At 63.4% G+C, this 13,878-nt stretch carries 12 protein-coding genes; 5 read left to right on the top strand and 7 right to left on the bottom strand.

The genetic code is table 11. The features are described from left to right. Positions 1-183: 183 nt before the first annotated feature. On the top strand, positions 184-765 hold the full coding sequence (locus tag NKH22_RS15210) for a TetR/AcrR family transcriptional regulator (RefSeq protein ID WP_023668517.1): 582 nt from the start codon (positions 184-186) through the stop codon (positions 763-765). Positions 766-1,100: 335 nt separating this feature from the next. Here NKH22_RS15210 and NKH22_RS15205 read toward each other — a convergent pair whose 3' ends face one another. The 7 genes from NKH22_RS15205 to NKH22_RS15175 all read right to left on the bottom strand — a co-directional run bounded on the left by NKH22_RS15205 (position 1,101) and on the right by NKH22_RS15175 (position 9,259). Further along, positions 1,101-2,123 carry a LacI family DNA-binding transcriptional regulator gene (locus NKH22_RS15205; protein WP_023668516.1) on the bottom strand — a complete coding sequence of 341 codons (1,023 nt, stop codon included), beginning with the start codon at positions 2,121-2,123 and terminating at the stop codon, positions 1,101-1,103. A gap of 136 nt (positions 2,124-2,259) precedes the next feature. After that, the gene (locus NKH22_RS15200) at positions 2,260-3,054 is read right to left on the bottom strand and encodes an ATP-binding cassette domain-containing protein (protein WP_023668515.1); all 795 of its coding nucleotides are present in this window, start codon (positions 3,052-3,054) and stop codon (positions 2,260-2,262) included. Between the two features lie 4 nt (positions 3,055-3,058). Beyond that, positions 3,059-4,045 (bottom strand): ABC transporter permease, encoded by a 987-nt coding sequence (locus NKH22_RS15195; RefSeq protein WP_023668514.1) that lies wholly within the window; start codon positions 4,043-4,045, stop codon positions 3,059-3,061. A gap of 118 nt (positions 4,046-4,163) precedes the next feature. After that, positions 4,164-5,096 carry a substrate-binding domain-containing protein gene (locus tag NKH22_RS15190; protein ID WP_023687083.1) on the bottom strand — a complete coding sequence of 311 codons (933 nt, stop codon included), beginning with the start codon at positions 5,094-5,096 and terminating at the stop codon, positions 4,164-4,166. Between the two features lie 298 nt (positions 5,097-5,394). Next, positions 5,395-6,423 (bottom strand): ABC transporter permease, encoded by a 1,029-nt coding sequence (locus NKH22_RS15185; RefSeq protein ID WP_352803362.1) that lies wholly within the window; start codon positions 6,421-6,423, stop codon positions 5,395-5,397. Further along, a complete protein-coding gene (locus NKH22_RS15180) occupies positions 6,420-7,964 on the bottom strand; it encodes a sugar ABC transporter ATP-binding protein (protein ID WP_050589115.1) in 1,545 nt (514 codons plus the stop codon). The genes NKH22_RS15185 and NKH22_RS15180 overlap by 4 nt, the downstream gene beginning before the upstream one ends. Positions 7,965-8,101: 137 nt before the next feature. Then, on the bottom strand, positions 8,102-9,259 hold the full coding sequence (locus NKH22_RS15175) for a fumarylacetoacetate hydrolase family protein (RefSeq protein ID WP_023821002.1): 1,158 nt from the start codon (positions 9,257-9,259) through the stop codon (positions 8,102-8,104). Between the two features lie 170 nt (positions 9,260-9,429). Between NKH22_RS15175 and NKH22_RS15170 the strand changes: the two genes are divergently transcribed. The 4 genes from NKH22_RS15170 to NKH22_RS15155 all read left to right on the top strand — a co-directional run bounded on the left by NKH22_RS15170 (position 9,430) and on the right by NKH22_RS15155 (position 13,641). After that, positions 9,430-10,707, top strand: coding sequence for an NAD(P)/FAD-dependent oxidoreductase (locus NKH22_RS15170; protein ID WP_352909984.1), 1,278 nt, complete (start codon positions 9,430-9,432; stop codon positions 10,705-10,707). Positions 10,708-10,803: 96 nt separating this feature from the next. Beyond that, on the top strand, positions 10,804-11,685 hold the full coding sequence (locus NKH22_RS15165; protein ID WP_352909981.1) for an ABC transporter permease: 882 nt from the start codon (positions 10,804-10,806) through the stop codon (positions 11,683-11,685). Next, on the top strand, positions 11,682-12,509 hold the full coding sequence (locus NKH22_RS15160; protein ID WP_023709184.1) for an ABC transporter permease: 828 nt from the start codon (positions 11,682-11,684) through the stop codon (positions 12,507-12,509). The genes NKH22_RS15165 and NKH22_RS15160 overlap by 4 nt, the downstream gene beginning before the upstream one ends. Positions 12,510-12,534: 25 nt before the next feature. Beyond that, on the top strand, positions 12,535-13,641 hold the full coding sequence (locus NKH22_RS15155; protein ID WP_352909979.1) for an ABC transporter substrate-binding protein: 1,107 nt from the start codon (positions 12,535-12,537) through the stop codon (positions 13,639-13,641). The last annotated feature ends 237 nt before the right edge of the window (positions 13,642-13,878 follow it).

Genomic DNA, 13,878 nt, shown 5'->3' with positions numbered 1-13,878 from the left:
CATCTCTTCACCGGCCGGAGCCGCATGACCTGCAATTTTCACCCTTTGTGATCTGGCAGGACCAGTTCACGGCCTTGTTATTGACGGAAGGCCACATAGGTGTTACCAGTAAGTAACATTCGGATAGTTACAGACCGGTAACACCCTAGTCAAGAGGTGAACCGAATTTTTAGGGAGACTGCGATGGCAGACGGCATTACCGATCGCGTGCGCCCCCGGGACCGAATCCTGGAGACGGCGCAGGACATGTTTCACAAGCATGGCATCAAGGGCGTCGGTGTCGACGCCATCACGGAAGCCGCCGGCACCAACAAGATGACGCTCTACCGTCATTTTGAGTCCAAGGACGAACTGATCGTCCAATGCCTGCGCGCGTCGGCGGCTAAAGGCGCCGCGATGTGGGACCAATTCGAGGCTGAGCATCCCGGCGACAAGCTCGCTCAGTTGCATGCCTGGATTCGCATGGCCGCTGCTTGCCTGGCGGCTGACGGTCGCGGCTGCGACATGGCCAATGCCGCCGCCGAATTGACCGAGCCGGACCATCCCGCCAGGAGCGTGATCAAGGAGCTCAAGAGCGCTCAGCGCGATCGCCTCGTTGCGCTGTGCCGGGATGCGGGCATCGGTCAGGCCGAGCTTCTGGCCGATACGCTGTCGCTGCTGTTCGAAGGGGCGCGCGTCAGCGTGCAGACCATGGGCTGCCAAGGCCCCAGCACGCAGTTCGTGCGCATGGCTGAAGGCCTGATCAGCTCTTTCAGGGCGCGCTGAATTCCAGCTTTCGGAGTTGAGGAGTCCCCATCCGGCGGGGTGGCTTTTGGCTATTCTCCGAACTTGCCAGTCAACTCTAATTTAGATTCATTTGAGAATGAAAAAAGCCCGCTGCCGGGAGGAGGTGGCAGCGGGCTCGATTTCGAGCGAGATGCGGGAGGAGGTGCACCGCGCTCAGCGTCGGCATCGCATCTGGGAGGAGTAGATGGCCGACACCCAGATGAGTACGGGTTGCCCAATGATTCGGCAAGAATGAAAGTTGCATGGCTGCTGTGCAGATTTGCGGCATCTGCCCGACTTGTCATACAAATCGGAAAAACCGCCACGGCGCGAAATCACTGCACCGGCACGTTTTCCTTGAAGATCAGCCGTGGCTCGATGAACTTCTTCGTCAGGTAGGGCGCGGCGGACGCGATCGAGCCGAGCAGGCGGATCACAGATTGCTCCGCGATCAGCCGCGCATTCTGGTCGATGACGACATCGGCGAGGTCGTCAACGAGATAGCCGCGCGTTTCCTTGGTCAGGTCGTGGCAGATGAAGACCGGCTTCTTCTTTGGCTTGGCCTCAAGCAGCGCTCTCGCCACACCTGAGCGCCCGGCGCCGACGCAGTAGATGCCGAGCAGTTCCGGCTCGTTGTGCAGCGCCTGCATCGTTGCGGTGTAGCTGCCCTCCGGTTCGTCATTGATCTCGACCGCACTCGAGACCGTGAGATTGGGGAATTCCTCTGTCAGCACCGACCGAAAGCCCATCTCGCGCTCCTCGTGCCCGCGATAGGAACGCGAGCCGACGACCATCGCCAGATGACCCTGGCGGCCATTGAGGAAGCGCCCCATCAACAGCGCCGCCGTGCGTCCGGCAACCCGGTTGTCGATGCCGACATAGGCCGAACGCGGGGCGGCTGGAACGTCGGAGACCAGCGTGACAAGGCGGATGCCTGCCTCGACCACATCGCGCAATATGTTGCGCGTTCGCGGATGATCGACGGCAATGACGCCGACGCCATTGGCCTTCAGCGACAGATTTTCAACCGCCGCCTGCAGCGCTGCCGGCGAGATGCCGCCGAGATTGTGGATCCGGCACGAGGCGACCAGCGGCAGGCGCCCCGCATAGTCCTCGATGTGCCCGGCGAGGTCGATCATGAAACCGTTGGCGCCGATCGGCAGGAAGAATTCAAGATGCGCCGGCCGCGACGGCAGCGTCACCTGATCGACCACCGGCAAATAGCCGAGCTGCTTGGCCGCCTCCATCACCCGTTGGCGGTTGGCGGCGCTCGCGCCGGCCCGGTTGTTCAGAACCCGGTCGACGGTCGCGGTCGACAGGCCGCAGCTCCTGGCTATGTCGGCAACGGTGGCTTTCATGGCTGTAGTCATAGAGCATGATCCCGAAAAGTGGGAACCGGTTTTCTCGGACAAACGGGAACCGTTTTGTCAAAAGGTCATGCTCTACAACGAGTTAGAGCGGATGCGTTTCCGTGCCAGACGGCGCGAAGACGGTTCAGCCGTGCGATGGCCCGCCTTCGATGATGGCGTCGCGGATCTCCTTGTCCGACATCCCGGTGATGATGCGTTCGACCTCGGCCACGCTGGTCTTCTTCGGGTCGATGTCGTCGGCCACCACCTTGCCCCGGCGCATGACGACGATGCGGTCAACCACCTGGAAGACATGGTGGATGTTGTGGGCGATGAAGATGCAGGAATGCCCGGAATCGCGCGCGTTGCGCACGAAGCTCAGCACGCCTTGCGTCTCGGCGACGCCGAGATTGTTGGTCGGCTCGTCGAGGATGATCAGGTCGCTGTCGAAGTGCATGGCGCGCGCGATGGCGACGGCCTGCCGCTCGCCGCCGGACAGGGAGCCGATCGGCGTCGTCGGCGGGATGTTCTTGGAGATGCCGACCTGTTTCAGCAGGTCGCGCGCGACATTGTTCATCGCCTCCTGGTCCATGCGGTTCAAAAAGCGCGGCGGTTTGATCGGCTCGCGGCCGAGGAACAGGTTGCGCGCGATCGACAGCTGCGTCACCAGTGCCGAATCCTGGTAGATCGTCTCGATGCCGTGCGCGATGGCGTCGCTGGTGCTGCGCAGATTGACCTTCTTGCCGCGGATGAAAATGTCGCCGCTGGTCAGCGGCACCGCCCCCGACAACACCTTGATCAGCGTCGATTTGCCGGCGCCATTGTCGCCGAGCAGGCCGACGATCTCCCTTTCGTTGACATGAAAATTGGCGTCTTCGAGCGCCTGCACGCGCCCGTAGGACTTTTTGATGTTGGACATGCGGATGAGCGGTTCAGCCATGGTTCTAGGTCCCTGCCTGATGCCGGCGTTCCAGCCATGAGTGCAGCGCCATCATGCCGAGGATGATGGCGCCGATGAAGATGTTGTAGGCCAGCCCGGGCACGCCGATCAGCACGATGCCGTTGCGCATGACGCGCAGGATGAGGATGCCGAGCACGGTGCCGATGATGGTGCCGCGCCCACCGGTCAGCGCCGTGCCGCCGATCACCACCATGGCGATGACTTCGAGCTCGTAGCCGGTGCCGCTGTTGGGGTTGGCGGCCGACGTGCGCAGCGACGAGATGACGCCGGCAAGCGAAGCCATCACCGACGACAGCACGAACAGGCCGATCTTGACGCCGCTGACGTTGACGCCGCGCGCCCTTGCGGCGCCTGGATTGCCGCCGGCTGCCTGGATCCAGTTGCCGGTCCGGCTTTGCGTCAGCACGTAGCCCAGCGCGATGGCCGCCGCGATGAACCAGAAGAGCGACATGTAGATGCGGAACGGGCCGATGAAGAAATCACCGACCAGCGCTTCGGCCAGCCAGCTGCCCTCGGCGCTCCACGTCCGCTGCGGAAAGCCGTCGGTGACGAACAGCGCGGTGCCGCGCACCACCAGCAGCATGCCGAGCGTCACCAGGAAGGATGGGATTTTCAACTGCGTGACGAACCAGCCATTGACCAGGCCGATGAAGGCGGCGATCAGCAGCGCGGCGAGGAAGCCGACCTCCAGCGAGGTCAGACCGCTGTTGAACAGCGTCCACATCAGCACCGGCGAAAAGCCGAACAGCGAGCCGACCGACAGGTCGAATTCACCCGACGTCATCAACAGCGTCATCGCCAGCGCGATCAGCCCGAGCTCGACGGTGAAGGCCAGCGTGTTGGAGATGTTCTGCGGCGACAGGAAATCGTGGTTGATGCTCCAGAACACCGCGATTTCGACGATGAGCAGAACGAAGGGCCCGAATTCCGGCCTCGCGATCAGGCGTTGGATGAGCGAACGGTTTTCCACTGATAACCCGCGACAGGAAGGGAAAGGCTGAAACCTCGCACGTCGTGCGAAGGGTTCGGCGAAAAAGGAAAAAGACAGTCGCGACCGCGGCTGCGGCCGCGACTGTTGAAGGTCTGGGTTATTTACCGGACAGGATGTCGTCGTAGACCTGCGCGGTGTCCTTTTCATAGAGCGCGCCGGTGATGACGTTGAAGCCCGGGGGAATGCCTGACGCCGCCATGTTGGCCAGCGACAGAGCGACATAGCTGGTCGCCTGCGGGTCCTGCCACTGGCCGGCATTGACGTAGCCGGTCAGCACTTCCTGGGTGGTGTCGAGCGAGTTGCCCCAGCCGACGACCGGGATTTCGCCCGGCTTGATGCCGGCCTGGTCGAACACCCGCTTGATCGAGCCGGTGACCAGATCGCCGAGGCCGATGATTGCCTTGACCTTGGCCTTGTTGGCGGTGAGATAGTCGACCATGCGGTTGATGGCTTCGGCCTGGTCGAGGGTCGCTTCGGTGATCTCATAGGTGATCCCCAGCGGTTCGAAGACGCTCTTGATGCCTTCCTCTTCCTGGACGCCGTAGGTGGCGCCGGGGATTTCGACCGGCATCCAGACGAAGTCGCCCTTCTTCACCAGGCCCTTGTCGACCAGATATTGCGCCCAGTGCTTGCCGAAGGTGACGTTGTCGCCGCCGACATAGGCGTCGAAGCTTGCCTTGGGATCGGGCGTGTTGAAGTTGATGATCGGGATCTTGGCCGTGTTGGCTTCCTTGGCGATTTCGATCAGGCTGCCCGGATCGGGGCTGGTGGTGACGATGCCGTCGGCCTTGGCCGAGATCGCGGCGCGCACGGCCTCCTGCTGCGAGGCAACGTCGCCATTGTGGAACGAGGTGTTGACGGTGTTGCCGGTGTCCTTCGCCCATTGCTTGGCGCCGGCCAGGAAGTAGGTCCAGACCGGGTCGGCCGGGCCGCCATGCGAAATCCAGTAGAACGTCTTGGCCTGTGCCGCCGCCGGAACGGCCAGCGCCACAATCAAGCCAAGCACGAGTAATCGTAGCCTCGTCAGCATTTGCTTTCCTCCCATGTTGAAAAACGACCTCCACGTCCGGCGATGATCCGGGCGATGCCCTTGATCCTCTCCTCCTGCCAGCGCCGACCCGGATGCGCAGAGCATCTTCTTTTGCGGCCGATGGCAAGCCTCCATCCGCTCAATGGATGGTGGCGCGATGCAACGCGCCATCAGCGATCCCATCAGATCGCATCAGTTAGAGAGCAATTCCAGGAAAAGTGTGAAAACGGTTTTCCGCCCGGAATTGCGTCAAACCAAGAGATAGAGATATTCCCCGGCAAGCAGGCGGGGCTCAAACTCAGGCGCGCGGATTTTCCTGAAAGCGCTCGGCCTGGCGGTTGCGCAGCACCTTGGCCAGCCGGTCGAGCGCGAGCGCCAGCACCATCACCGCGCCGATCACGAAGGGGCTCCATGCGGCGTCGATGCCGAACAGGGTAACGCCGCTCAAGATGACCTGGACGATCAGCATGCCGATCACCGCACCGAAGACGGTGCCGCGCCCGCCGGAAAGCGAGGTGCCGCCGATGATCGCCGCGGCAATCGCCATCAGCACGAAACCGCCGCCTTGGTCGACGTCGGTAACGGGAGAGCCAAGCCACAGCGCGCCCGCCAGCCCCGAGACGACGCCCATCAGCACCAGCGTCTGCAGCCGCACAGCACCTGTCGGGATGCCGGCATAGAGCGCCGCCTGCGGATTGCTGCCGACGGCCTGGATCCGGTAGCCGAAGCGGCTGCGGTGAAGCACGAGGTGCATCACCACCGCCATTGCGACGAAGACAAAGACAGCCGTCGGCACAAGGCCGAACAGCTTGCCGTGAACGATCTCAAAGAAGTCGCCGCCTGGGCTGGCCGGAGCTGTCGCTTGCATCTTGACGGCCACCGCCGCCAGGCCCCGGAACATTGCAAAGGTGCCCAGCGTAACGACGATGGCCGGCAGTCGCAGCGCCACCACCAGCAGGCCGTTGACGAGGCCGAGCCCGGCGCCGAGCAGCACGCCGGCAAGGGCGGCAAGCCACGGGTCGATGCCGGTGGCCAGAAGGAATGCGGTGAGAAGGGCCGCGAGATGGAATATCCAGCCGACGGAAAGGTCGATCTCGCGGAGTGCGAGCACGAACACCATGCCGATCGCCAGCATGCCGGGATACGCAGCGGTTTCCAGCAACGACAGCACATTGGCCTCATCGAGGAAATCCGGCCGGGCAAAGCCTGTAATCGCCACCAGGACAACGAGCCCGATGAGCGGCCTGAGTTCGACGGGCAGGCGAAGGCTGCGCTTCGGGTGGGCAGCCGAACCGGCAAGCTGTAGCATGGGATCCAATCGTGTCATGCCATGGCTCCCACGAGTTTCTTTTTCGGCCGCTCCGCCTCCGGCATCTCGCCGGTGGTGGTCAGTTGCAGCACTGTCCTTCGCTTCATCTCGGCGCCGGACAGCTCGCCGGCGACCCGGCCGCGGTGGAAGACAAGGACGCGGTTGCTGAGGTTGGTCAGTTCGGACGGCTCGACCGAACGCAGCAAAACGATACAGCCATTGGCTGCCATCTGCCGGATCAGCGCATAGATCTTGCGCTTGGCAGCCGCCTCGATACCGCCAGCCGGATTGTCTAGGAGCAGCACTTGCGGCGCCGTCTCCAGCCATTTGGCGACTACGATCTTCTGCTGATCGCCGGCCAGCAGCGAATTCACCGGCGCGTCCGGCAGGCCCTTGATGCGCAGCGCATCGATGTGCCTTGCGGCGGCGGCGATCGCGGCCTTGGGCGAGTAGCGGCGCGACCCCCAGTTGCGGGCGCCGGTAGCGATGTTGTCTATGTTGAAGGCCAGCGACCGGTCGGGCATCAGGCCGTTGCACAGGCGGTTGGCCGGCACCAGGCCGATGCCGCGCCGCGCCGCTTCGGTCGGATTTCCAGGCAAGCCGTAGCCGTCGGGGAGCCGCACCCTGCCGCTTTGCGCCTTGCGCAGGCCAAACAGCATCTCGAACAGGTGTTCAACGCCTGACCCCTCAAGCCCGGCCAAGCCGAGGATCTCGCCGGAGCGGGCGGTGAAGCTGACGCCGGAAATCCGGCCGCCGCTCAGACCCTCCACCGTGATCCGCGGCTTTATCGTGCTGGCATTGGCCGGCAGTGCAGGCGGGAACAGGCTGCCGCGCTGCTGGCCGATCATGGCGTCGATCACATCGGCTTCGCTCAACGCCGAGCGCCCACTTGTCAGCACGTCACGGCCGTTGCGCATCACGGTGACCTGGTCTGCGATCGCAAACACATCCTCCAGCCGGTGCGAGACATAGAGCACGCTCGTGCCCTTGGCCTTGAGGTCACTTAGTACGGTGAACAGGTGCTCGGTCTGGCGCCGGTCGAGCGCAGAATTCGGTTCATCGAGGATCAGCAGCCTCGGGCCTTCCAGAATTGCGCGGCCGAGTTCGACATATTGCCGTTCGCCCATGCCGAGTTGTCCCACAGGAGCGTGGACATCGACGTCGAGCTTGAGTTGCCGAAGCAAGGTGCGGCTGCGTGCCTCCATCTCGCGCCTGGAGACGAAGCCATTGCGCAACGGCTCGCGATTGACGAACAGATTGGCCAGCACCGAGCGGTCGGCAAACAGGCCGAGCCCCTGGTGGACGACGCCGAAGCTGTGCTTGCGTGCAGCGATCGGGCTGTCGACGGTGACGATCTGGTCGCCGACGCGGATGGTGCCGCTGTTGGGCCGGAGCACGCCGGCAAGCACCTTCACCAGCGTCGACTTTCCGGCGCCGCTTTCACCGACGACAGCATGGATGGTCCCCTGTCCGACAGACAGGTTCATATCCCTGAGCGCGACAACGCCGCCATAACGCATGGCGAGATTGCGCACCGATATCATCGGCAAACCGAGCATGCGATTCGGCCCCCACAGACCGCGCCCCGATCCTGGAGCGAATTTCCGATACAGTCACCCGGATTCCGCTAACAAACGGCTTACAGGGACCGGATACGAACGTTTATCGGCTATCCGTTCGTCCCGCTGCTCCGAAATCAGATCAGGTCGGCCTTGGCGAGGTCCCGCATGAGATGGCTGGCGCCGTAGGTCCAGTGCGGGCAATCGGGCGACAGAAGCACGCGGTTCACCAGCGCGCCGAATTTCTCCGACGAGATGGTGACGATGTCGCCGATCTTGTGGGTGAATCCCTTGCCCTTCTCGCCGCGATCCTTCGACGGCACGAACATGGTGCCGAGATAAAGCGCCAAGCCGTCGGGATACTGGTGGTGCGGCCCCATGGCGGCCGCGACCAGCTCTTCGGGCGAACGGCTGATCTCGGCCATCGAGCTCGCGCCCTCCAGCGAAAACCCGTCCTCGCCCTCGACCTTCAGCCGCACAGTGGCGCGCTTGACATCGTCGATGGAAAAGCTTGCGTCGAACAACCGGATGAAGGGCCCAAGCGAGGCCGAGGCATTGTTGTCCTTGGCCTTGCCGAGCAGCAGCGCCGAGCGTCCCTCGACGTCGCGCAGATTGACGTCGTTGCCGATGGTGGCGCCGACGATCCTGCCGGTGCTGGCGGCGATCATGGCGATCTCCGGCTCGGGGTTGTTCCAGGTGGAGACAGGATGCAGCCCGACATCGGCACCGAAGCCGACGGACGCCATCGGCTGGCATTTGGTAAAGATCTCGGCGTCGGGGCCGATGCCGACTTCCAGATATTGCGACCAGGCGCCGCGCTGGATGAGCTTGGCCTTGATCTCCATCGCCTCAGGCGAGCCGGGCTTCAGCTTCGACAGATCGTGGCCGATCAGCCCGGCAATGTCGGCGCGGATGGCGTCGGCCTTTTCCGCCGAACCGCGCGCCTGCTCCTCGATGACGCGTTCGAGCAGGCTGACCACGAAGGTCACGCCCGACGCCTTCACCGCCTGCAGGTCGACAGGCGAGACCAGATAGGGTTTTGCCGGGTCGCGGGTGGCCTGAAAACTGTTGGCGGCGATCGCGTCGAGCGAGCCGATCGGTTCGCCCTTGGCAGAGCGCACGTGTCCGGCCGGATCGGCCATCTCGCAGATGTCGCGCACTGTGGGTGCGGTGGTCGAGGTGATGTCGAAAACGATGCCGTCGCGCACGGTGACCACCAGCGGATGCGAGGCATCGCTTGCCCTGGCTCGGCCGATGAAGAGCCCGTCGGCGGGAAGCTGCGTTGGGTTCGTCATGGCTTACGGTCCTTTGATGATCGGGATGGCAGCTGGGCCGCGGCACTTTCACCGGATTCACGCCAAAGGTCTATCCCGTGGCAGGCAATTGTCGGTTCTGAGGCCCGCTCTTTCAAAAAAATGAAACTGGTACTAGAATTTTCATTTTTCCGCATACTCCAGGTGAAGCCTTGCCCGTACCGTTTTCCGTTCCGATCTGGCAGAAGCCGCAGACCGCATCCGCCTTCCAGTCGCTCGTCACTGCGCCGGTCGACGTTGCAATCGTCGGCGGCGGCTTCATGGGCCTGTCGACCGCCTTGCACGCGGCCCGGCTCGGTCTCGGTGTACAGGTGCTGGAGGCCGGCGAGATCGGCCAGGGCGCCTCGGGCCTCAATGGCGGTCAGGTCATTCCCGGCCTGAAATACGATCCCGAATGGCTGCTTGAGCATTTCGGCCCCGAGCGTGGCCAGGCGCTGGTCGATTTCGCCGCCTCGACGGCGGATACGGTGTTCGACTTCATTCGTGACGAGAAGCTGGCGGTGCCGTTCACCCGCAAGGGCTGGATCCAGGCCGCACATACCGAAACCGCATTGAAAGCGGCGGCGAACAGGGATCGTCAATGGCGGGCGCGTGGCGCCGATGTCCGGCTTCTGAATGAAAGCGAGATCGCCGATATGACCGGAGCGCAAGGCTATCTCGGCGGCTGGCTCGACCGCCGCGCCGGCATCATCGATCCGCTCGCCTATACAGTGGAACTGGCGCGCATCGCCGCCGCCGCCGGCGCCAGCATTGCCGAGCGGCAGAAGGTGGTGAAACTCCGCAAGGAGGCCGGCCTTTGGCGTGTCTCAACCGAAAGCGGCGCCGAGGTGCGGGCGAAAGCGGTTGTCCTGGCGACGAACGCCTATACCGATGGACTGCTTCCGGGCCTCGCGGAAACGATCGTGCCGCTGCATTCCTTCCAGGTCGCGACCGCGCCGCTGTCATCCAACCTTGCGGCGACGATCCTGCCGGAAGGGCAGGCGGTGTCCGACTCCAGGCGCATTCTCGTCTACTACCGCAAAACAGCCGACGGCCATCTGGTGCTTGGCGGCCGCGGCCGCATGGCGCGGCCGAGGAGCGAGGCCGACTGGGCGCATCTGCAGCGCGCGCTGGTGCGGCTCTATCCGGCGCTCTCCGATGTCTTCATCGAGAAGCGCTGGTTCGGCCGCGTGGCGATGACACCGGATCACCTGCCGCACATCCATGAGCCGGAAAAGGGCCTGCTCGCCGTGGTTGGTTGCCAGGGCAGGGGCGTCGGCCTGATGACCGCGCTGGGAAAACGCATGGCGGGCTACCTCGCGGGCGGCGATGTCAATCAATTGCCGTTCCCGCTGTCGCCGGTCCGGCCGATCCCGTTCCACGCCTTCCGCCAGGTCGGCGTCGCCGCGACCATCGCCTGGTACCGGATGCTCGACGCCTTCGAGCGCTGATTGGGCGCCGGTCGCCTAGGCCTCGTGGATTCAGCTTGACAGTTTCACAAATATGAAAAAAGCTAAGCCGATTTCATATTTCCGTTGAGCAGTCCGATGTCGAGCATCGTTGCAACAGAAGCGCCGGCAGGGTCGTCCCGAGGCTTCCGCTTGGCCATGTTGCTGCCGGGCGGGCTGGTCACCTTGTTCCTGATCCTGTTTGCCCTTGGCCTTGTGCTCTTCCTCTCACTTCGCGGCAATGACGGTTCGCTGCTCGGCGCCGGCTTCACGGCAGGCAACTTCATCACCGTGGTCTCCGATCCGCTCTACTGGACGGTGACGCTGCGCTCGCTGGTGATCGCCGGCCTGGTGACGCTGGCGACCGTCGTCACCGCCTATCCCGTCGCCTACTATCTCGCCTTCTATGCCGGCCGCCGCCGCAGCCTGCTTTTGTTTCTGGTGACCCTGCCGTTCTGGACCAGCTATCTCCTGCGCGTCTTCGCCTGGAAGATCGTGCTCGCCTACAACGGCGTCTTGAACTCGGCGCTGATCGAAAGCGGCATCTGGTCGGAGCCGACGCTGGCCTTCCTCAACACGCCGGCGGCGGTGGTCGTCACGCTGGCGCATGCCTATGCGCCCTTCGCCATCCTGCCGATCTATGTGGCGCTGGACACCATCCCGAAATCACTGCTCGAAGCCGCCTCCGATCTCGGCGCCAGACCGTTCACGGCGTTTCGCCGCGTCGTCTTGCCCAATTCGATGCCGGGCGTTCTGGCGGCCGCCCTCGTCGTCTTTGTGCCGACGGTCGGCGACTATGTCACCCCGGCCATGGTCGGCGGTCCCGCCAGCACCATGATCGGCACATTGATCCAGTCGCAGTTCGGCAAGGCCAATGACTGGCCGTTCGGCGCGGCACTTTCAGTCTGCGTGATGCTGGTCATCCTCTGCGTGGTGCTGGTCGCACGCGGCGCCGACCGCAAATTCGGCAGCCGCACATGAGCGCGGCGCGGAGAGATGATGGCCGCGGCTGGCTCGGCGTCTATGTGCTTGCCTATCTCGTCTTCCTCTATCTGCCGGTGCTGTTGATCCCGCTGTTTTCCTTCAACAACTCCATCCAGGCCGCGTTTCCACTGCAGGGCTTCACGCTCGAATGGTATGCCACGCTCTATGGCAATCCGGCGCTGTCCGGCGCGCTTTTGAACAGTCTCGTCATTGGCGTCGTGGCCGCCGCCGGCGCCACGCTCTGCGGCATCACCGTCTCCTATATGGACCTCTACGGTCGTTCGCCGCTCGCCGCCACCATCAGCGCCATCTCCAGGCTGCCGATCCTGATCCCCGGCGTCATCGTCGGCATATCGTTGCTGATCCTCGTCAATCTCATCGGCCTCGGCCCGTCGCGCATCGCCATCGTTCTCGGCCACATACTGGTGGCGCTGCCGACCACCGTGGTGATCATGCGCAGCCGGTTTGCCGCAATTCCGAAAACCATTCGCGAGGCCGCACTCGATCTCGGCGCTTCCGACTGGACGACCTTCCGGCGGGTGATGTTGCCGCTCTCGCTGCCGGCCATCGTCTCGGCCTTCATGCTGGCCTTTCTGATTTCCTTCGACGAGTTCATCGTCGTCTTCTTCCTCGCCGGCACCGAGCCGACGCTGCCGCTCTACATCTGGAGCCAACTGCGTTTTCCTCGCTCGCTGCCGACCGTGATGGCGCTGGGGACAGCTATCCTTGCTGTGTCCGTCATCATCGCCGGCATCGCCGAAATCCTGCGCCATCGCGGGCTGAGCACAGCCCGTCGGACGGCGCCCACCAGTCCAGCCTGAACCATAACAAAAGAGGAGAACCGAAATGGCATTCGACCCGAAATCAATTACTGGGCTGAAATCGATCACTGGCCCGAAATCGATCACTGCAAAGACAGCCCGCACCGGGCTTGCCGCGCTTGCAATCGTCCTGTCGTCGACTGTCGCCTTCGCCGCCGACAAGCTGCAATATTTCACCTGGTCCGGCTATGAACTGCCCGACTTCAACAAGAGCTTCCTGACGGCCCATCCCGATGGCGTCGAGGCCTCGATCTTCGGCGACGACGACGATGCCTTCACCAAGGTCAAGGCCGGCTTCCGCCCCGATATCGCCCATCCCTGCTACGACAAGGTGGCGCGCTGGAACAAGGAAGGCCTGCTGCAGCCGATCGATACCAAGCGCATCAAGAACTGGGATTCGATCTTCCCGGTGTTCAAGAACCTGCCCGACATCCAGGCCGGCGACGGCAAGGTCTGGATGGTGCCGTGGGACTGGGGCAACACCTCGATCCTCTACCGCACCGATCTGGTGAAGAACCCGGAAGCGAGCTGGAACCTTCTGTGGGACAAGCAATATGCCGGCCGCATGGCGACCATCGATGCCGTGCATGACACGCCGATCGTTGCAGCACTTCTGGCCGGCGTAAACCCCTTCGATATGACGCCGGAGCAGATGGACAAGGTGGCGGAAAAATTGCGCGAGCAGCGTCCGCTGCTCTCCAACTACACCACCGAGATGACCTCGGTCGAACAGGCGCTGGCCAGCGGCCAGCTGGTCGCCGCCATGACCTGGAACGCGTCGGCAACCTCGCTGAAGAAGCAGGGCGTGCCGGTCGAGTTCATGAAGCCGAAGGAGGGCATGCTGACCTGGGCCTGCGGCTTCGTCATGCTCAAGGACGCCAAAAACGTCGACCTCGCCTATGACTTCATCAACAGCCGGCTCGACGCCGACTCGGGTAAGTACCTGATCCAAGCCTACGGCTATGGCAGCTCGCTGAGCACCGCCTTCGCCGGCGTGGCGAAGGACGAACTGGACAAGCTGCAATTGCCGGCCGACCCGGAGGTGATGCTGAAGACCACCATCTTCACCGGCCCGATGAAGCAGAACGACGATGTGGCGAAGATGTTCGAGAAAGTGAAGGCGGGCGGGTGAGGGATCCATCGCCGACGGTTGCGCTGCCCCTCACCTGCCTGCCGGCATCCTCTCCCCGTATAGAGACGGGGAGAGGGGCGCTGTCACCAGCGATTTCGCAAACCGCAAACGTTGCAGAAATGGCGCCGAGTTTGCGACCAGCCGCTTTCTCCCCGTCACTATACGGGGAGAAATGTCCGGCGGGGAGGGGCAGCGCCGACGGCAGGTAATTGTGACTAATCTCCTGAAGCCCGCGGG

The organism is Mesorhizobium sp. M1252, from assembly GCF_040318265.1.
Classification (GTDB): domain Bacteria; phylum Pseudomonadota; class Alphaproteobacteria; order Rhizobiales; family Rhizobiaceae; genus Mesorhizobium.
This window is presented reverse-complemented; position numbering and strand designations above follow the sequence as displayed.

Excerpts from the sequence above, each read along its gene's own strand:
- NKH22_RS15210 (WP_023668517.1), top strand. The coding sequence starts at position 184 with ATGGCAGACGGCATTACCGATCGCGTGCGCCCCCGGGACCGAATCCTG.
- NKH22_RS15175 (WP_023821002.1), bottom strand. The coding sequence starts at position 9,259 with ATGACGAACCCAACGCAGCTTCCCGCCGACGGGCTCTTCATCGGCCGA.
- NKH22_RS15180 (WP_050589115.1), bottom strand. The coding sequence starts at position 7,964 with ATGCTCGGTTTGCCGATGATATCGGTGCGCAATCTCGCCATGCGTTAT.
- NKH22_RS15185 (WP_352803362.1), bottom strand. The coding sequence starts at position 6,423 with ATGACACGATTGGATCCCATGCTACAGCTTGCCGGTTCGGCTGCCCAC.
- NKH22_RS15160 (WP_023709184.1), top strand. The coding sequence starts at position 11,682 with ATGAGCGCGGCGCGGAGAGATGATGGCCGCGGCTGGCTCGGCGTCTAT.
- NKH22_RS15155 (WP_352909979.1), top strand. The coding sequence starts at position 12,535 with ATGGCATTCGACCCGAAATCAATTACTGGGCTGAAATCGATCACTGGC.
- NKH22_RS15200 (WP_023668515.1), bottom strand. The coding sequence starts at position 3,054 with ATGGCTGAACCGCTCATCCGCATGTCCAACATCAAAAAGTCCTACGGG.
- NKH22_RS15165 (WP_352909981.1), top strand. The coding sequence starts at position 10,804 with ATGTCGAGCATCGTTGCAACAGAAGCGCCGGCAGGGTCGTCCCGAGGC.
- NKH22_RS15190 (WP_023687083.1), bottom strand. The coding sequence starts at position 5,096 with ATGCTGACGAGGCTACGATTACTCGTGCTTGGCTTGATTGTGGCGCTG.
- NKH22_RS15205 (WP_023668516.1), bottom strand. The coding sequence starts at position 2,123 with ATGAAAGCCACCGTTGCCGACATAGCCAGGAGCTGCGGCCTGTCGACC.